The 19,388-nt window shown below is 53.8% G+C and carries 13 protein-coding genes; 9 read left to right on the plus strand and 4 right to left on the minus strand.

Features of this window, described 5'->3' with window-relative positions:
• Positions 1–111: 111 nt before the first annotated feature.
• The gene (gene ppc / locus AC4PCC_RS21310; RefSeq protein WP_492125868.1) at positions 112–2,763 is read left to right on the plus strand and encodes a phosphoenolpyruvate carboxylase; all 2,652 of its coding nucleotides are present in this window, start codon (positions 112–114) and stop codon (positions 2,761–2,763) included.
• Between the two features lie 4 nt (positions 2,764–2,767).
• Here the strand turns inward: ppc and metF are convergent, their stop codons facing one another.
• From metF to metB, 3 genes are all read right to left on the minus strand, one after another.
• Positions 2,768–3,667, minus strand: coding sequence for a methylenetetrahydrofolate reductase (gene metF, locus AC4PCC_RS21315; protein WP_492125869.1), 900 nt, complete (start codon positions 3,665–3,667; stop codon positions 2,768–2,770).
• Positions 3,668–3,973: 306 nt separating this feature from the next.
• Positions 3,974–6,403, minus strand: coding sequence for a bifunctional aspartate kinase/homoserine dehydrogenase II (locus tag AC4PCC_RS21320; RefSeq protein WP_492125870.1), 2,430 nt, complete (start codon positions 6,401–6,403; stop codon positions 3,974–3,976).
• A gap of 2 nt (positions 6,404–6,405) precedes the next feature.
• Positions 6,406–7,566 carry a cystathionine gamma-synthase gene (metB, locus tag AC4PCC_RS21325; protein WP_492125871.1) on the minus strand — a complete coding sequence of 387 codons (1,161 nt, stop codon included), beginning with the start codon at positions 7,564–7,566 and terminating at the stop codon, positions 6,406–6,408.
• 248 nt (positions 7,567–7,814) lie between these two features.
• Here metB and metJ point away from each other — a divergent pair, with 248 nt between their 5' ends.
• The 3 genes from metJ (at position 7,815) to AC4PCC_RS21340 (ending at position 12,110) form a co-directional block, all read left to right on the plus strand.
• The gene (metJ, locus tag AC4PCC_RS21330; protein ID WP_067709414.1) at positions 7,815–8,132 is read left to right on the plus strand and encodes a met regulon transcriptional regulator MetJ; all 318 of its coding nucleotides are present in this window, start codon (positions 7,815–7,817) and stop codon (positions 8,130–8,132) included.
• Positions 8,133–8,818: 686 nt separating this feature from the next.
• Positions 8,819–10,534 carry a ShlB/FhaC/HecB family hemolysin secretion/activation protein gene (locus AC4PCC_RS21335; RefSeq protein WP_492125872.1) on the plus strand — a complete coding sequence of 572 codons (1,716 nt, stop codon included), beginning with the start codon at positions 8,819–8,821 and terminating at the stop codon, positions 10,532–10,534.
• An 88-nt stretch (positions 10,535–10,622) separates the two neighbouring features.
• Positions 10,623–12,110, plus strand: a complete 1,488-nt coding sequence (locus AC4PCC_RS21340) for a filamentous hemagglutinin N-terminal domain-containing protein (protein WP_492125873.1) — start codon at positions 10,623–10,625, stop codon at positions 12,108–12,110.
• 126 nt (positions 12,111–12,236) lie between these two features.
• Here AC4PCC_RS21340 and rpmE read toward each other — a convergent pair whose 3' ends face one another.
• A complete protein-coding gene (gene rpmE, locus AC4PCC_RS21345) occupies positions 12,237–12,449 on the minus strand; it encodes a 50S ribosomal protein L31 (RefSeq protein ID WP_024966154.1) in 213 nt (70 codons plus the stop codon).
• A gap of 213 nt (positions 12,450–12,662) precedes the next feature.
• Here rpmE and priA point away from each other — a divergent pair, with 213 nt between their 5' ends.
• From priA to hslU, 5 genes are all read left to right on the plus strand, one after another.
• The gene (gene priA / locus AC4PCC_RS21350) at positions 12,663–14,861 is read left to right on the plus strand and encodes a primosomal protein N' (protein WP_492125874.1); all 2,199 of its coding nucleotides are present in this window, start codon (positions 12,663–12,665) and stop codon (positions 14,859–14,861) included.
• 225 nt (positions 14,862–15,086) lie between these two features.
• A complete protein-coding gene (gene cytR, locus AC4PCC_RS21355) occupies positions 15,087–16,091 on the plus strand; it encodes a DNA-binding transcriptional regulator CytR (protein ID WP_492127587.1) in 1,005 nt (334 codons plus the stop codon).
• Positions 16,092–16,258: 167 nt separating this feature from the next.
• Positions 16,259–17,293, plus strand: a complete 1,035-nt coding sequence (gene ftsN, locus AC4PCC_RS21360) for a cell division protein FtsN (protein WP_492125875.1) — start codon at positions 16,259–16,261, stop codon at positions 17,291–17,293.
• A gap of 89 nt (positions 17,294–17,382) precedes the next feature.
• Entirely contained in the window at positions 17,383–17,913 is a 531-nt protein-coding gene (gene hslV, locus AC4PCC_RS21365; RefSeq protein ID WP_067709404.1) for an ATP-dependent protease subunit HslV, read from the plus strand.
• A gap of 12 nt (positions 17,914–17,925) precedes the next feature.
• Positions 17,926–19,257, plus strand: a complete 1,332-nt coding sequence (gene hslU / locus AC4PCC_RS21370) for an ATP-dependent protease ATPase subunit HslU (RefSeq protein WP_492125876.1) — start codon at positions 17,926–17,928, stop codon at positions 19,255–19,257.
• The last annotated feature ends 131 nt before the right edge of the window (positions 19,258–19,388 follow it).

The raw sequence follows: 19,388 nt of genomic DNA on the forward strand, positions 1-19,388 counted from the left end.
ACATTTTTAAGCCAATTGACGAATGGCAGCGAACGTGGCTAGATAAACATCAACGTTATGCCGGCAACGGTGAAAGATAATGACAAAAACCAGAAGGGCGTCAGGGGTGATATGAACGAACAATATTCCGCAATGCGAAGTAATGTCAGTATGCTCGGCAAACTGCTCGGCGATACCATTAAGGATGCGCTGGGCGAAAACATCCTTGAACGGGTGGAAACCATCCGTAAGCTCTCTAAGTCATCACGTGCGGGCAATGATGCCCACCGCCAGGCGCTGCTTTCCACGCTGCAAAACCTCTCTAATGATGAATTGCTGCCCGTCGCCCGCGCCTTCAGCCAGTTTTTGAATTTAACCAACGTTGCCGAGCAATATCACACCATCTCCCCGCAGGGCGAAGGAGCTAATCACCCGGAGATGCTGGCAAAGGTCTTCGATCGCCTCAAGCAGCAGCCCGACCTGACCGATGCCGCCATTCGTGAAGCCATTGAATCCCTGTCGCTGGAGCTGGTGCTTACCGCACATCCAACGGAAATTACCCGCCGCACCCTGATCCATAAGCTGGTGGAGGTCAACAACTGCCTGAAACAGCTGGATCATAACGATTTATCCGATTATGACCGCGCACAGATTATGCGCCGTCTGCGCCAGCTGGTTGCGCAGGCCTGGCATACCGATGAGATCCGAAAATATCGTCCCTCCCCGGTGGATGAGGCGAAATGGGGCTTCGCGGTGGTCGAGAACAGCCTGTGGGAGGGCGTTCCCCACTTCCTGCGCGAGCTGAACGAACAGGTGGAAGCCTCCTTCGGCGTCCGGCTACCAGTGGACTTCGTTCCCGTGCAGTTTACCTCATGGATGGGCGGCGACCGCGACGGTAACCCTAACGTCACCGCGGATATTACCCGACACGTGTTGCTACTCAGCCGCTGGAAAGCCACCGACCTGTTCCTGCGCGATATCGCAGTACTGGTTTCTGAGCTGTCGATGTCCGAGTGCTCGTCGGAGGTCCGTACCCTGTGCGGCAATCCTGAGGCGCTTGAACCCTATCGCGAAATCATGAAAAAGCTGCGCGGCCAGCTGATGAGCACCCAGGAGTGGCTGGAACGGCGTCTGAAGGGTGAAGAGCCGCCGCGCCCTGCCGACCTGCTGATCGCCAACGAGCAGCTATGGGACCCGCTTTATACCTGCTATCAATCGCTCCAGGCATGCGGTATGGGCATTATCGCCAATGGACAGCTGCTGGATACGCTACGCCGCGTGAAATGTTTCGGCGTGCCGCTGGTGCGTATCGACATCCGTCAGGAAAGCACCCGCCACACCGAAGCGATTGCGGAAATCACCCGTTACCTGGGCCTGGGGGATTATGAAAGTTGGTCTGAGGCTGACAAGCAGGCCTTTTTGATCCGCGAGCTCAACTCCAAACGCCCGCTGCTGCCGCGTAACTGGGCGCCTGGCGACGAGACCCGCGAAGTGCTGGATACCTGCCGCGTCGCCGCCGAAGCGCCGAAAGGCTCTATTGCCGCCTACGTGATTTCGATGGCGAAAACGCCGTCTGACGTGCTGGCCGTCCATCTGCTGCTGAAAGAAGCGGGCATCCCGTTTGCAATGCCGGTAGCACCGCTGTTTGAAACGCTCGATGACCTGAATAATGCCAACGACGTGATGAGCCAGCTACTCAGCATCGACTGGTATCGCGGCTTTATTCAGGGCAGGCAGATGGTGATGATCGGTTACTCCGACTCGGCGAAAGATGCCGGTGTCATGGCGGCAAGCTGGGCGCAGTATCAGGCGCAGGATGCACTGATCAAAACCTGTGAAAAAGCCGGTATTGCCCTGACGCTGTTCCACGGACGCGGCGGCACCATTGGCCGCGGCGGCGCGCCGGCTCACGCTGCACTGCTCTCCCAGCCGCCTGGCAGCCTGAAAGGCGGCCTGCGCGTAACGGAACAGGGCGAAATGATTCGCTTCAAATACGGCCTGCCGGAAGTCACCATTAGCAGCCTTTCTCTCTATACCGGTGCCATTCTGGAGGCTAACCTGATGCCCCCACCGGAGCCGGAGCCCAAATGGCGCGATATTATGGACCAGCTCTCCGCCGACTCCTGTTCCATGTACCGGGGCTATGTGCGTGAAAACGAGGACTTCGTCCCCTACTTCCGCCAGGCTACTCCTGAGCAGGAACTGGGCAAGCTGCCGCTGGGCTCCCGCCCGGCGAAACGCCGTCCTACCGGCGGCGTCGAATCACTCCGCGCGATCCCGTGGATTTTTGCCTGGACGCAGAACCGCCTGATGCTGCCCGCCTGGCTGGGCGCAGGTGCTGCATTACAGAAAGCGATGGAGGCCGGTAATCAGGATCAGCTGGAAGCGATGTGCCGCGACTGGCCGTTCTTCTCGACCCGCCTGGGAATGCTGGAGATGGTATTTTCTAAGGCTGACCTGTGGCTGGCGGAGTATTACGATCAGCGTCTGGTCACCGCATCGCTCTGGCCATTGGGTCAACAGCTGCGCGAACAGCTTGCTGCCGATATCAAAACTATTCTCACCATTGCCAACGATGCGCACCTGATGGCCGATCAGCCATGGATTGCCGAGTCGATTGCGCTGCGTAACGTCTATACCGATCCGCTCAATGTGCTACAGGCCGAACTGCTTCATCGTTCACGTCAGCAGGAAGAACTCGGTCAGGAACCGGATGCGCGCGTCGAGCAGGCGCTGATGGTGACCATTGCCGGCGTTGCGGCGGGAATGCGTAATACCGGTTAAGCCATCAGACCGCTGCCAGCGCCGGGCGAACCCCGAGCGTATGGCAGATGGCGTAGCTCATTTCCGCACGATTCAGCGTGTAGAAATGGAAGTCTTTCACCCCTTCGTGGCTGAGGATTTTAACCATATCCATGGCCACGTTGGCACCGACCATTTTGCGCGTTTCGGGATCGTCTTCCAGCCCTTCAAACATGCGGGTCATCCAGCCCGGCACGCGCACGTTGGTTATGGCCGCAAAACGCTGCAGCTGCTTAAAGTTCGAGACCGGCAGGATGCCCGGCACAATCTCCACGTCAATACCGGCTGCGGCGCAGCGATCGCGAAAGCGCAGATAGCTTTCCACATCAAAGAAAAACTGCGTGATGGCACTGTTCGCACCGGCCTCTATTTTGCGCTTCAGGTTAATCAGATCGGCCTGCGCGCTTTTCGCTTCCGGGTGCACCTCCGGATAGGCCGCAACAGAAATATCGAAATCCCCCACCTCTCTGAGGAGCCCAACCAGATCGGCGCCGTACATCTCCGGCTTGCCGCCGCCGGGCGGAAGGTCGCCGCGCAGAGCGACGATATGACGAATGCCGTTATTCCAGTAATCCTCGGCGATGGCGCGCAGGTCGGCACGGCTTGCATCTACGCAGGTGAGATGCGGCGCGGCCTCCAGCCCGGTGCGATCTTTAATCCCTTTGATAATGCTATGGGTACGGTCACGTTCACCGGAGTTTGCGCCGTAGGTCACTGACACAAACTTAGGTTTCAGGCTGCTCAGGCGATCGATGGAGCTCCACAACGTCTCTTCCATTTCACTGGTGCGCGGCGGGAAAAACTCAAAGGAGACGTTAATTTTCCCGTTTATCTCGGCCAGACTCTGGTTCAGCGCCTCGCGCTGATTGGCGTGGAAAAAGCTCATGGCTTACCTCTTCGATCGCTGCTGATGAATGAATCGCCCGGTTGAACATCCATACGTTTAGACGTCCAGACATTCAAATTGAATCAAACTGGCTATTTCGTCAACAGATAAAGGGATTTTGGCCGTGACAAATTCTCACCAAAATTGAGGAAAATTCACGTTGCGGAAAAAAGGCAGGAGCGCGTAAGGAGACGGCTGAAGGGACAGGAAAAACGGTGCTGAGCAAACAGGAATAAAACGGCTGAACAGGCCGGAGCCAGGCCGTAAAACAGCCCAGAGCCAGACAAAATGTCTGGCTCTGGGCGTTTATAGCAGCTGCGCCAGCCTGTTGATATCGGACTGAATCGCACCGGCTGTCACGTCGCGTCCTGCACCCGGACCACGGATCACCAGCGGATTATCGCGATACCAGCGGCTTTCAATGGCGAAGACGTTATCGCAGGGCAGCAGCGAGGCAAGAGGATGATCGTCCCTGACGGCTTCCACGCCCACGCGGGCTTTACCGTTCGCGTCAAAGCGCGCCACATAGCGTAGCACCAGCCCCAGTTCCTGGGCAGCTTCAAGTCGCTGCTTCATCTGGTCGTTCAGCACCTCGCCATTCTCAAAGAAATGGTCAACGGATTCGTCCTCACAGCTTTTTGGCACCAGTGACTCGACGCGCACCTGATCGGGTTCGATGTCATATCCCGCTTCACGCGCCAGAATAACCAGCTTGCGCCTGACGTCCTGGCCTGACAGATCAACCCGGGGGTCGGGTTCGGTCAGCCCCTGCTGCCAGGCCTGATCGACCAGATCGGTAAAGGGCACCGTACCGTCATACTGCAGAAACAGCCATGAGAGCGTGCCGGAGAAAATACCGCTGATGGAAAGAATGCTGTCGCCGCTCTCTCGCAGGTCGCGCACGGTATGGTTAACCGGCAGGCCCGCGCCGACCGTGGCGTTGTACAGCCAGTGCCGGCCAGTTTTGGCAAACGCATCGCGTATCTGACGATAGCGGTCGCTGCTTGAGGCTCCGGCGACCTTATTGGCGCTGATAACGTGAAAGCCGTGGCTGGCAAAGTCCAGATACTGTTCAGCAAGCGGCTCGCTGGCGGTGACATCCAGCACAACCAGATCGTCATACGGGTGAGCGCGCATCCACAAAAACAGCGACTCCTCATCCTGCTCGACTGCTTCATCTTCGAAAAAGGCCAGCGCGCGGCGGGCATCCAGTCCGCCATAGTTCAGCAGGCTGCGGCGGCTATCTACCACACCGGCCAGCACGAACTCGAAGCCCGTACGGGCCGACAGCGTCTCCTGCTCACGGCCAAACAGCTCCAGCCAGCGGGAGCCGATATTACCCTTGCCAAACAGCATCAGACCCACCTGCTTTTCAGCGCGGAAAAGCGACTGATGCAGACCGCGGATCAGATTTTCGGTGGGGCCGACGCGCAAGACCGCAACCAGGCTGATCCCCTCTTCCGACTGCCAGATAAACTCGACGGGCTGGTCCTTCAGCTCCTGCCAGAAGCGGTGGCTGTGCAGCGGATTACGACAAACGCCAGCCCCGACCAGCGCAACCAGCGCCATCCCCTCACGCAGCTGCAGGCGTCCCGGTATCGCGGCATCCTGTAAAAGTGCCAGGGCGCTGCTCACCACTTCAGACGTGTAGCAAAGCTGTATAAGATTGCGATCGGGATGAATACCCGTTGCCAGGGGACGAAGCTGTGCGCGTTTCAGCAGGTGATCGATCTCTTTATACTGCGAGGCAAAATCATGCTGTGGCGGGATCTGGAACTCAATCAGACACACGTCATCATGGCTGGTCACAATACGTGCGCCCGTACCTGAGGCCAGCACCCGCTCAATCCGCGTGGACCCCTGCTCTGGCTGATAGCTACAGCGCAATTGAAGGTCAATATCGCTGGCGGAAACGGGTTGCAGCGTGCGGGTATGCAGAACGGGTGCCGCCAGGCGCGCCAGCTCGCTGGCTTCATCAAGCCGCAGCAGCGGCAGCAGGCAGGCATCCTTCACCTTACGCGGGTCAGCACTGTACACCCCGGCTACGTCGCTCCAGATGGTCACGCGTGAAACCCCAGCCAGTGCGCCGATTTGGGTCGCGGAATAGTCGCTGCCGTTACGGCCAAGCAGTACGGTTTCGCCTGCATCGTTGCGGCTGATAAACCCGGTAATCACCAGCCTTTGATGTGGGTGCTGCGCCAGCAGCTGCTGCAATAGCGGCCATGATTTGCCCTCATCGACCTGCGGCTGAGCCGCGCGTTCAGCGCGAAGAAAATCACGGGCATCCAGCCAGTCGGCGTCAATATCGCGCTGGTTGAGAACGGCAGCCATCAAACGGGCAGACCAGATTTCACCGTGCCCGACGACTTCGGCATAAATCGCCTCGGTAATTTTTCCGTCAAGCAGCCCGGCAAGTTTTTCAAGATCGTGAATAAAATCGTTCAACAGCGGCTCGGCCTGCTCGGGAGGGAGCAACCCGTTTATCAGCTCACTCTGATAGCGACGCAGGGCCTGCTGTACCTGATGGGCAGAAAGCCGGTCGGTATGACTCAGCTTAAGCCAGCTGATTAGCTGATTGGTTGTACTGCCCGCGGCAGATACCACCATTACATCCCCGGCAGAGCCGTATTCAGCCATTATCCCGGCCACTCGCTGATAACACCTGGCGTCGGCGAGACTGCTGCCACCAAATTTGTGCAACTGGCGCGTGCCGGCTGCCACTGCTGACTGACTCATGCTTACCTCTTGGCCGCTATCTGGAAGGCATTATCCAAATCGGCGATTAAATCTTCGTGGTCTTCAATACCGACTGACACGCGGAGCAGCGTCTCAGAAATACCTGCTGCCGCACGAGCCTCAGCGGACATTCCTGCATGGGTCATGGTAGCGGTGTGGGAAATAAGGCTTTCCACGCCGCCCAGCGACTCTGCCAGGGTAAAAAGTTCTAGCGCTTTAAGGAAAGTACGCAGGGTATTCTCGTCACCATCCAGCTCAAAACTTAACATAGCGCCAAAGCCTTTTTGCTGTTTTACCGCAATCTGATGGCCTGCGTTTTCCGGCAGGGATGGATGATACAACTTTTTAACCAGCGGTTGTTGTTTCAGATAGTCAACGATGGCCTGCGCATTACGCTGCGCCGCCGCCATGCGCGGTGCCAGCGTGCGTAACCCACGCAGCAGCAGATAGCTGTCAAAAGCCGCGCCGGTGACGCCAATATTGTTGGCCCACCAGGCCAGTTCGGTCACCAGGGCCGGATCTTTGGCAATCACCACGCCGGCGACAACATCGGAGTGGCCATTTAAATATTTGGTACACGAATGAAGGACCAGATCGGCGCCCAGCGCCAGCGGGTTTTGCAGTGCGGGGCTGAGGAAGGTGTTATCAACCACGCTGACGGCGCCCGCCTCACGCGCCGCTTTTGCAATAGCGGCGATATCGACCACGCGCAGCAGCGGGTTGCTGGGGCTTTCTATCAGTACCAGCTTAGGTTGCTCTGCCAGAGCAGCCTTTAGCGCCACCTCGTCACCCTGATCGACAAACTTCACGCGCCAGGCACCACGCTTACTCAGGCTGTCAAAAAGCCTGTAGCTGCCGCCGTAACAGTCGTGAGGGGCAATCAGCAGGTCGCCGGGTTTCAGGAAAACGGTACAAACCAGAAAAATAGCAGACATGCCGGTATTAGTCATCACCGCCCCGGCTCCACCCTCCAGTTCGGCCAACGCACGCTGAACCACGTCCCGCGTGGGATTACCGCGACGCGAATAGTCGTGGGCTCTTGGCTGATTGAAATCCGTAAAGTTATAGGTGCTGGAAAGATGGATGGGGGGCACAACGCAGCCATATTGCTCATCATCATTCAAACCGCTACGCACTGCGATGGTTGCCTGTTTACGCGTCATGGTGCATAAATTCCTGAAAGGAGAATAAGAAGAGTGCCTAGCATAACAGCGCATATTTAGACGTCAATACATCTGGACATCTAAATGTCTTTGCGTATAGATTGAGCAAAATGCCAATACCCGTTAAGATTATGTCGTTATAGCCTGCATAAAAATTGCTTGGTAGCAGTGTGGTGGGCACCAACTTCGGGCATAATTAGCCGAATTTCGGCACTTTCAAAAAATTTTAATGATGACTAAGGTACCCCATGGCTGAATGGAACGGCGAATATATCAGCCCTTACGCTGAACACGGTAAAAAGAGCGAGCAGGTAAAAAAAATAACGGTCTCAATTCCGTTAAAAGTTCTGAAAATTCTGACCGATGAACGTACCCGCCGCCAGGTCAACAACTTGCGTCATGCCACTAACAGCGAGTTGCTGTGTGAAGCTTTTTTACATGCTTTCACCGGCCAGCCTTTACCGGATGATGTTGATCTTCGTAAGGAACGCAGTGATGAGATCCCGGAAGACGCGAAAGCGATCATGCGGGAAATGGGCGTTGATCCAGACACCTGGGAATACTAACCCAGCATTTACGCTCCCCTGCAACGCAGGCAGATCCTTTGTAAGAGGGATCTGCCTGCTCTTCTGATAACCCAGCCCGCTTACCTGTGCGCCCGATATCTCCTTAAAACACGTTCTTTTTACCTCTGTCCTTAGGGTACCTGGGTCTTGGGCGAACTCGTCGGTCAGAGTCGCGTTCAGCCACACCTGCTAGTTCACATCCGACTCAGAAGGATCACGGATAATTCGGCACCTGTTTCCGAAATTACCTCTGCCTCTGCATTAAGTTATAATTGTAAAGCCGCCACCGTAAAATGAGTCGCATCCACATTCATATTCCTGCCTGAAATGGATCTATTTTTGTCTTTTTCTGCATGATTTATCCTTATTTCATCATGCTTTTTACAATAACCAAACATCACCTTAAGATGTAGATTAAGTCTTAATTATATTTAATATGACTTATGATTACGTTGATATTAAATTCAGTTTCGTGATGAATACATTCATAGGAAAACCCTGTGGTTGTTTACATATGCCACACTTAGTTTAAATATAGAACACGCCCTGATAACGTAAAAACCTTCCTCTTGTGGGGCGCCGTCCACTCTGCCTGATAAAACCAAAACTTTTACTATTGCCTTAACATGTCTAAAAAAATAAGATTATATTTAATAATGGATTATTAGTTAAAAATAATGGACCTCATGCTTTTTCCTTTACGTTATATTCATCCTCTATCCCTTTTGCTTATAATTTCAGTGGCCCCTGCATCAGCAGATACTGGAATTTATCAGCAAGCAGGCATTGAAAAACAAATCAGTAATAAAACGATCAACCCAATTGAACAAGATAAAGCCAGGAGAGAGGCCGTTGTACCTGAAACAAAATCGGTCCGTTCGGAGAAACAGAACCTCATCAGGGAGAAGATTACTTTTCCCAATGAGAAAAACTGTTTTAATATCAGTGAAATAAATCTTATACAGGACGACAAAAGACTTAATATTGGTGAAGTTTCCTGGATAACACAGCAGGCCGAGGGGAAATGTCTCGGTATTGAGGGTATTCGATTATTAGCCCGAACGCTGCAAAATGAAATCATTCGTATGGGGTATATCACTACCCGTATTAACCTTCCGGAACAGGATATTAATGAGGGAAAACTTCACTTTGCGATCCTCGCAGGAAAGGTGGGTGACATAAAGCTGGAGAAGGGGGGAGCAAACTTTATTAATCTCAAAAGCACCCTGCCTTTTAGCGCGGGAGACATCCTTAGTCTGAGAGAGCTGGAACAGGGAAGCGCAAACCTACAGCGCGTGCCGGGTTCATCTGTAAAAATCAACCTGGTGCCCGGCAAGAGTCAAGGTGAGAGCGATCTCTATATTCAACGGCGACAGGATAAATACTGGCAGCTCGGCGCGTGGATGAACGACGCAGGTAGCGCGACCAGCGGCCGCTATCAGGGAGGTGCGACGCTCTATCTGAACAATATTACGTCGTTAAGCGATACGCTCTATTTCTCTTATGGTCGCGATATTGATTTCAGTCATAAGGCCCAGGGGAACACTAACCGCTCGGTAGGCTATTCGGTTCCATGGGGCTTTTGGTGGCTGGACTTATACGCCAGCCAGAGCAGCTACCAGCAGCACGTTCAGGGAAACTGGTCTAGCTGGATGTTAAATAACAAGAACCATTATCTCAGCGCGCAGCTTAACTACCTTATCTCCCAAACGGTTAGTCAAAAATATACCTTTGGACTGCAAATCTTCAATATGGGGGCAAGCTACGCTTTTAATGAAATAGAACTGGAAAGCATGAATAAAAAAAATTCTGGCTGGAAAGCTATTTTAGAGAATCAGTACAAGTTTAATAATACTACGATCAACACCCGCCTGAGCTACCAGCATAAAATGCCCTGGTTCGGCAGTAGCAATACCCCGGACAGGCAAATTGATCTGATCGACAAGCAGGGAAGAATCGTAGGAATAGACCTTCAGTCATCGACCAACTTTATCCTCCAGGGGCATTACTTTAACTATTCCCCCCATTTTAATCTACAGCTCACACCAGACAGACTTTCTACATTAGATCGCTTCGCTATCGGCAATCGATGGACCGTACGCGGTTTTGATGGCGAGTTAAACCTACAGCAAAACCAGGGATGGTACTGGCGCAACGATCTCAGCTGGATAATACCAGGCATGGCTTTCCAGCCTTATGCGGGATTAGACATAGGCCAGGGTATTGGCGGAGGAGAGCGTGCCAACTACTCAGGAAAAATGCTTGCCGGCAGCGTCGTTGGACTGCGTGGATGGCAGTGGAATACCGGTTTCGATCTTTTTGCCGGTATGCCTCTTGCACGTCCAGATGGCTTTCATACGGATTCACTCACTCTCGGTTTTTCAATTCAATGGAGGTATTAAAATCAGGACCCTATAAAGAACGATGAAATACGCTATCTGTAACACGACCTGTCATTATCTCAGCAGCATTCATTAACGGACTAATAAAATGAAAAACTATAAATTTAAAACGATTTTTCTGGCTACCTCTCTTGCTCTCTTTGCGCAGTCAGTATACGCAGACCCTTCCAGTTACATACACGCCAGTGGGGCTACCGTTGTAGACATCAACAATGCTGACCGCAATGGGCTTTCTCATAATATGTGGAAAGATTTTAATGTGAGCCATAAAGGCATGATTCTGAATAACAGCATGACCGATCTCATTCGGGAAAAAGGTGACATTGCTAAAAATGGTAACCTTACCTCATCAGCTAAAGTGATACTGAACGAAGTCATTTCAAAGAAATCGAGTGCCCTGAACGGATTTATTGAAGTGGGTGGTCTTAAGGCAGATGTGATTATTTCCAACCCTAACGGCATTACCTGCTCAGGCTGTAGCTTTATCAACACTAACCGCACCACGCTGACGACAGGGATCCCGGTGATGGACAGGGATGGTGTACTATCGGGTTTTAAAGTCACCAAAGGTAACATCACCATTAACAAATCCTTGACGGCAGATTATACGACATTACTCGCTGACTCAATGAATATTAATGGTAAAATACAAGCAAACTCCGTGTACGCTATAGCAGGAAATTACATTTATAATCCGACCAACGAAGAGCTGGAAGTCATTACTAAATCTGCCTCAAAGGGCATAGATGTGAGTGCGCTGGGCGGGATTACCGCAGGAACGATCTTCCTGGCCTCCACCAACACGGGCGCAGGCGTTAACAATAAGGGAACGTTGAATGCACAGACGCTCCAAATCAACAGCAACGGTAAAATTACCAACTCTGGCACAATGGAATCAGCTTCCTCCGCCTTATTCAATAGTTCAGGCGATTTCACTAATGATACAAGCGGGAAGATAATCAGTAATGCGAATATGATTGTTGGCTCAGCGACCGATATTACTAATAAGGGCTCCATGAGTTCACAATCTGGGACTATTGATATGAAATCGGGTTCCTCATCGAGTGACAATACCCTGAGCGGGCTCATATCTAACCTCTTCATCTCATCTGGCAATATTACTAACAGTGGTACATTAAGTAGCGGGAAAAATATCCAGCTCTCTTCTACCAAAAAAGTGAAGCTGAATAAGGGAACGCTTAATGCGGGTAATCTTGTCTATATTGCGAGTGATAGCGTCAATAATGCGACCGCTATTAAGGGGAAGCAAATAAATGTTATTTCAAAGGCTTTTGAAAATACAGGCGTAATGCAGGCTTCCGCACAGATGGGCATTATTGGCCAGAACAGCATTGCTAATTATGGTACCCTAACGGCTGACACGCTGGCGTTGAGCACCAGTGGCTCGCTGGTGAATAGCAAGTGTTCACTGATCCCTTTCACCGGAAAAGGTACGCTTGCTGCAAGTAATCTGATCATCCAGGCTCCTAAACTCACCAGTATTAATCAAATTGGTGGCAATATTTCTGCTTCACAAATTTCGTTTAATGTCCCGGTTAACCCTATCAGAAAGTAATTCTTAACTACAAAAAAAACACCCTGCCAGCAAACCGCCCGACAGGGTGTTAATGAGCGTTTAAAAAGCCTGGCGTTGCCAGGCTTTTTGTCGCATCCGAAACGGAAACCGTTTCGTTCAGATAGCTTATTTGCTACCTGGGATGCTGAAACGCTTGTTGAAGCGGTCAACACGACCACCGCTGGCAACGTCACGCTGCTTACCGGTGTAGAACGGGTGGCATTTACCACACACGTCCAGGTTCAGGTCGTGACCCACGGTTGAGCGGGTTTTGATTTCGTTACCGCAAGAGCATTTAGCAGTAACTTCAGCGTAATTTGGGTGAATACCTTTTTTCATGGGAAACCTCAGTTAAGGCCGTGTCGCTCTCCCGTGCCAGGATTATCCTGCACCGGCACCACACGAAGATTAAAAATTCAGGTGTTATGATACCAAAATGCCGTATCACGGCGGCGGACTATACAGAAATTAACCACCCGCTGCAATCGGATCCGCACATTTCAGAAGACACAGTGTACACTATCCCGCTGATAATTTCATCCGGATGAATTCATGCCCGTTGTTCAGGTCGCGCTTCCCGTTCCCCTTGCCCGTAACTTTGATTATCTGTTGCCTTCACACCTGCCTGCGGCAGTGGTTGGTGGTCGCGTCAGCGTCCCCTTCGGCAAGCGGAAAGCCGTGGGCGTGGTGGTGGGGCTGAGCGAAACCAGCGATTTTCCTCTCGATCAGCTCAAAGCGGTCAACGAGGTGCTGGACGACGTTTCACTTTACCCGCCTTCGCTGTGGCATATCCTCCTGTGGGCGGCGGATTATTACCATTATCCGCTCGGTGAAGTGCTGTTTCATGCGATGCCCGTTTTGCTGCGTCAGGGGAAAATGGCCGCCGAGGCCCCGCTTTTCCAGTGGGTCATTAGCGAAACCGGTCGCGCAACGCCTCCGGAAGCATTGAAACGCGCCCCGAAGCAGCAGCAGGCCCTTTCCGCCCTGCGACAGCGCAGCCTTTACCGCCATGAAATCAGTCAGCATGACATTACCGATGCCACGCTACAGGCGCTGCGGGCAAAAGGCCTCTGCGATTTGCAGTCGCTAATCCGCCAGCGGGAAGACTGGCGCAGCGGTTATGCGGTGATTGGTGAGCGGTTACGCCTTAATACCGAACAGGCTATGGCAGTGGGTGCTATACGTGGCGAAGATGACCATTTCGTTGCCTGGCTGCTGGCCGGGATCACCGGCTCGGGCAAAACTGAAGTCTACCTGAGCATACTGGAAAACATCCTGGCAAGCGGTGCCCAGGCGCTGGTGCTGGTACCCGAAATTGGCCTGACGCCGCAAACGATCGCCCGCTTCCGCGAGCGCTTTAACGCGCCGGTAGACGTTCTCCACTCCGGCTTGAATGACAGTGAGCGGCTGGCGGTATGGCTGCGCGCGCGCAGCGGTGAGACGGCAATCGTGATCGGCACACGCTCTGCCCTGTTCACCCCGTTTGCCCGCCTCGGCGTCATCATCATTGATGAAGAGCACGACAGCTCTTACAAGCAGCAGGAAGGCTGGCGCTACCAGGCGCGCGATATGGCTGTCTTTCGCGCCCGACAGGAAGATATTCCCGTAGTGATGGGCTCCGCTACCCCGGCGCTGGAAACGCTACATAATGTGCAAATGGGCAAATATCGCCAGCTCAATCTCAGCAAACGCGCGGGAAATGCCAGACAGGCCACCCAGCAGCTGCTGGACCTGAAAGGGGTCAGACTGGAGGGGGGACTCTCCCCGATGCTGATTAAGAAAATAGGTCAGCATCTCAGCGCCGATAACCAGGTACTGCTGTTCCTGAACCGCCGGGGATTCTCACCTGCCATGCTCTGCCATGAATGCGGCTGGATTGCTGAATGTCAGCGCTGTGACCGTTACTACACGCTACATCAGCATCATCACCAGCTCCGCTGCCACCACTGTGACAGCCAGCGCCCGGTGCCTAATCAGTGTCCACAATGTGGTTCAACGCAGTTGGTTCCCGTGGGGCTGGGTACAGAGCAGCTCGAGCATAATCTCACCGCTCTTTTCCCCAACGTGCCGTTGTCCCGTATCGATCGCGATACCACCAGCCGAAAAGGTGCGCTGGAACAGCACCTCGCCGACGTTCATCGCGGCGGTGCCCGTATTCTGGTCGGTACACAGATGCTGGCGAAAGGCCACCACTTCCCCGACGTCACGCTGGTTTCGCTGCTGGACGTGGACGGGGCACTGTTCTCAGCAGATTTTCGCTCTGCCGAGCGTTTCGCCCAGCTGTACACTCAGGTGGCCGGACGCGCCGGGCGCGCCGGTAAGCAGGGAGAGGTCGTTTTACAGACTCACCATCCCGAGCACCCTTTACTGCAAACGCTTCTGCATGAAGGCTACGATGCCTTTGCGTTTCGTGCCCTGAATGAGCGCAAAACCGTCTTCCTGCCACCCTTCACCAGCCATGCGCTGTTTCGGTCAGACGATCATGATAACCAGCAGTCCGCGCTATTTTTACAGCAGCTACGTAATCTTCTGGAAGCCAGTCCGTTAAAGGATGAGGCGTTCTGGGTGATGGGTCCGGTACCGGCGCTGCAACCCAAACGTGGTGGGCGCTATCGCTGGCAGCTTTTGCTGCAACACCCTTCCCGGGGGCTCCTGCAGCGGTTGATAAAGAACACGCTCCCGCTGATCGGCACGCTACCCCAGGCGCGTAAAGTCAAATGGACGCTGGATATTGATCCAACGGAAGGTTGAAATACAGGCTGCTTTTCGTCTGCTTTGCGAGCAGGCTCGAAAAAAGCCGACTATGTCACATTTTTTATGCAAATTAGGTAACGGCGTCCGCTAACATCTGTTAGAAATGTGGCAAGGGTCAGAGGGACTCATTAATTTACCTTACAGGTCGGTGCGACCCGCGACAGGCCGACTCGGGCAAGGAGAATAGCGTTGGAACACACGAAAGAGGCAGCGGGGGCGACGATGAAGGATGTCGCTGAAAAAGCTGGCGTATCCACGGCGACGGTTTCGCGCGCCCTGATGAACCCTGAAAAAGTCTCGGCCGCCACGCGCCTGAAGGTTGAAGAGGCGGTGGTCGCCACGGGCTACTCCCCTCATACTATGGCCCGCAGCAGTAAGCGCAGTGAATCCCACACCATTTTGGTTATCGTGCCGGATATCTGTGACCCCTTTTTCAGCGAAATCATTCGCGGCGTGGAAGTGGTGGCAGCCGCCCAGGGCTATTTGGTGCTGATCGGCGACTGCGCGCATCAAAGCCAGCAGGAGAAATCCTTTCTTAACCTGATGCTAACCCGTCAGATTGACGGGATGGTGCTGCTGGGTTCCCAGCTTCCCTTTGATATCAGCGTGGAGGAACAGCCTAACCTGCCGCCGATGGTGATGGCCAACGAGTTTGCGCCCGCGCGGGAACTGCCTACCGTACACATTGATAACCTGACGGCCGCCTTTGAAGCGGTCAGCCATCTGCTGAAGCTGGGGCACAGCCGCATTGCCTGTATCACCGGGCCTCAGGATATGCCGCTGTGCCAGTATCGGTTACAGGGCTATATTCAGGCGCTAAAGCGTAACGACATTGCTGTTGATCCCCACTATATTGTTCCAGGTGATTTCACCTTCGATGCAGGCAGCCGGGCAATGAAATATTTGATGGCACTGCCCAGGCGCCCTGACGCGATATTTTGCCACAGCGACATTATGGCGCTGGGTGCCATGTCCGAGGCAAAAATCCTGGGGCTGCGCGTGCCGCAGGAGATCTCACTAATTGGTTTTGATGATATCGAATTGTCCCGCTACAGCGACCCACAGCTCACAACGGTTGCACAGCCGCGCTTTAATATTGGCCGTGAAGCCATGAATCTGCTTCTTGCCCAGCTAAAGGGTAAGCCCGTTAACAGCGGCTCCAGGCTGCTGGATTTTGAGTTAAAAATACGGGGTAGTACCGCGCCCTCGTTGAGGGAGAAAGAATAATCTGGAAAAAGCACATTATCCGCCTTTAATCAGCGATCGGCGGGCTCAAAACAGTATCGACGCTGGTCAAACTTGCGGCCCTTAAGTAACATGACGGGCTAATAGCCGGGCGCACCTGCAACGACTTCGCCCGACCACACCTTTTATTGAAAATTAGTGGAACGATAGTGGCACAAAAAGATTATGTAGGCCGCGGGCGTTCGACAGGGACGCGTCGCAAGAAGACCAACAGCCGTAACAGCCGTAGTAGTAAAAAGCGTAGTGGTGGTTCAGGCGTATCGAAGATAATGGTCGGACTTGCCGTCGCGGTACTGGTGACTTTTGCTGGCGGGCTCTGGTTTATCGCCCATCATAAAAAAGATGAAACGCCTATTATTCCCGACCGTAAAGCCGTGGGTAATGGCCTGCCGCCCAAGCCCGAGGAGCGCTGGCGCTATATCAAGGAGCTGGAGAATCGCCAGATGAGCGTTCCCACGCCTACCGAGCCTACCGCAGGAGGCGAAGTCCACTCTCAGACTCAGCTAACCGATGAGCAGCGTCAGCTACTGGAGCAGATGCAGGCCGACATGCGCCAGCAGCCCACGCAGCTGAATGAAGTACCATGGAATGAACAGACGCCTGCACAGCGCCAGCAAACGCTACAGCGGCAGCAGACGCAGTTGCAGCAGCAGTCGCGAATGCAGCAGGAGCAGCAAATTCAGCAGCAGCAGGCTCGCGCACAGCAGCAGATAAAAACGCAGCAGTCGCAGATCCAACAGCAGCAACAGATCCGCGCCCAGCAGCAGCAAAATCAGCAGCAGCCTCACACTCAGCAGCAGGTTCAGCAGCAGCAGACGCATATGTTACCGCAGTCTGCCCCGCATCATACCCAGCCCGCCGCGCCAGTAAGCCACGAGCCGACCCATCAGGCCCCGGTTCAGACGGCGCAGCAGCCAAAGGCAGAAACTAAGCCGAAAGAGGTTGAGAAAGCGAAAACTCAGCGCTGGATGGTACAGTGCGGATCGTTTAAAGGCAGCGATCAGGCTGAGTCTATCCGCGCGCAGCTCGCTTTTGAAGGTTTCGAAAGTCGCGTTACCACCGGCGGCGGTTGGAATCGCGTGGTTATTGGCCCTTATAACAGCCGTTCAGGCGCTGACAGCACGCTGAAAAGCCTGCGTAGTTCAGGCCATACAAATTGTATCCCTCTCGCTCTGGGGGGTTGAAAGCGCTTAAAGCCACCCCATATCTGATTGCATCAATGCCCCGCAGTTGAGCTGCGGGGTTATCTTTTACTGCAACAAGGGGTCTGCCCGTGACAACAATTGTAAGTGTACGACGCAACGGCCAGGTAGTGATTGGCGGTGATGGCCAGGCTACTCTCGGCAACACCGTTATGAAAGGCAACGTCAAAAAAGTGCGCCGTCTTTATAATGACAAAGTCATTGCCGGTTTTGCTGGCGGTACCGCAGACGCCTTTACCCTGTTTGAACTCTTTGAACGCAAACTTGAACTGCATCAGGGTCATCTGGTGAAGGCGGCCGTGGAACTGGCCAAAGACTGGCGCACCGACAGAATGCTGCGCAAGCTGGAAGCGCTTCTGGCCGTGGCTGACGAGAATGCCTCGCTGATTATTACGGGTAACGGCGACGTCATTCAGCCCGAAAACGATTTGATTGCGATTGGTTCCGGCGGTCCTTATGCGCAGGCGGCGGCTCGCGCCCTGTTAGAAAACACCGACATCGGTGCGCGCGATATCGTGGAAAAAGCGCTGGGTATTGCAGGGGATATCTGCATCTATACCAACCACAATCACACCATCGAAGAATTAGCGTCTAAAGCGTAAGGACCCCCAACTATGTCTGAAATGACCCCACGCGAAATCGTCAGCGAACTGAACAGATTTATCATTGGCCAGGACGACGCTAAACGCGCTGTCGCCATCGCCCTGCGTAATCGCTGGCGCCGTATGCAGCTTAACGAAGAGCTGCGTCATGAAGTCACGCCCAAAAATATCCTGATGATTGGCCCGACTGGCGTCGGGAAAACGGAAATTGCCCGTCGTCTTGCTAAGCTGGCTAATGCGCCTTTCATCAAGGTAGAAGCGACCAAATTCACCGAAGTGGGCTATGTGGGTAAAGAGGTTGACTCGATTATCCGCGATCTGACCGATTCTGCGATTAAGATGGTGCGATCTCAGTCGATTGAGAAAAACCGCTATCGTGCGGAAGAGATGGCGGAAGACCGCATCCTCGATGTGCTGATCCCCCCGGCGAAGAATAACTGGGGGCAGTCTGAATCGGCCGCTGAGCCCTCTGCTGCACGCCAGTCTTTCCGTAAAAAACTGCGTGAAGGCGAGCTTGACGACAAAGAAATAGAAATTGATCTGGCGGCCTCTTCGGCGGGCGTGGAAATTATGGCCCCTCCAGGCATGGAAGAGATGACCAGCCAGCTACAGTCGATGTTCCAGAATATCGGCGGTCAGAAGCAGAAGCCGCGTAAGCTGAAAATCAAAGACGCCATGAAGCTGCTGGTGGAAGAAGAAGCCGCCAAGCTCGTCAATCCGGAAGAGCTGAAGCAGGAAGCGATTGACGCCGTTGAGCAGCATGGCATCGTGTTTATTGATGAGATCGACAAGGTCTGTAAGCGTGGAGAAAGCTCCGGCCCGGACGTCTCACGCGAAGGGGTTCAGCGCGATCTGCTGCCGCTGGTCGAAGGCTGTACCGTCTCGACGAAGCACGGCATGGTGAAAACCGATCATATCCTCTTTATCGCGTCAGGGGCCTTCCAGGTAGCCAGCCCGTCGGATCTGATCCCTGAACTACAGGGCCGTCTGCCGATTCGCGTTGAGCTACAGGCGCTGACCACCCACGATTTCGAGCGGATCCTCACCGAGCCGAGCGCCTCCGTGACGGTGCAATATAAGGCACTGATGAATACCGAAGGTGTGGATATTCACTTCACCGACGACGGGATCAGTCGCATTGCTGCCGCGGCCTGGCAGGTTAACGAAACCGCCGAAAACATCGGCGCACGCCGTCTGCATACCGTGCTGGAACGTCTGATGGAGGATATCTCCTTTGAGGCAAGCGACCTGAACGGACAATCCTTTACCATTGATGCCGACTACGTTGGTAAGCACCTGGATGAGCTGGTGGCCGATGAAGATCTCAGCCGCTTTATTCTCTGAGAAGGGTTGATAGAAAACAGAGGGAGGCTCCGGCCTCCTTTTTTTATGGCTGGTACTGGCCGATACACCAGGGAAAAGCGCAGAAATAAGGGCAATACAGGCGATATCCTTGATAAGGATTAAGTCCCACG

The organism is Erwinia sp. L03-1 (assembly GCF_058686115.1).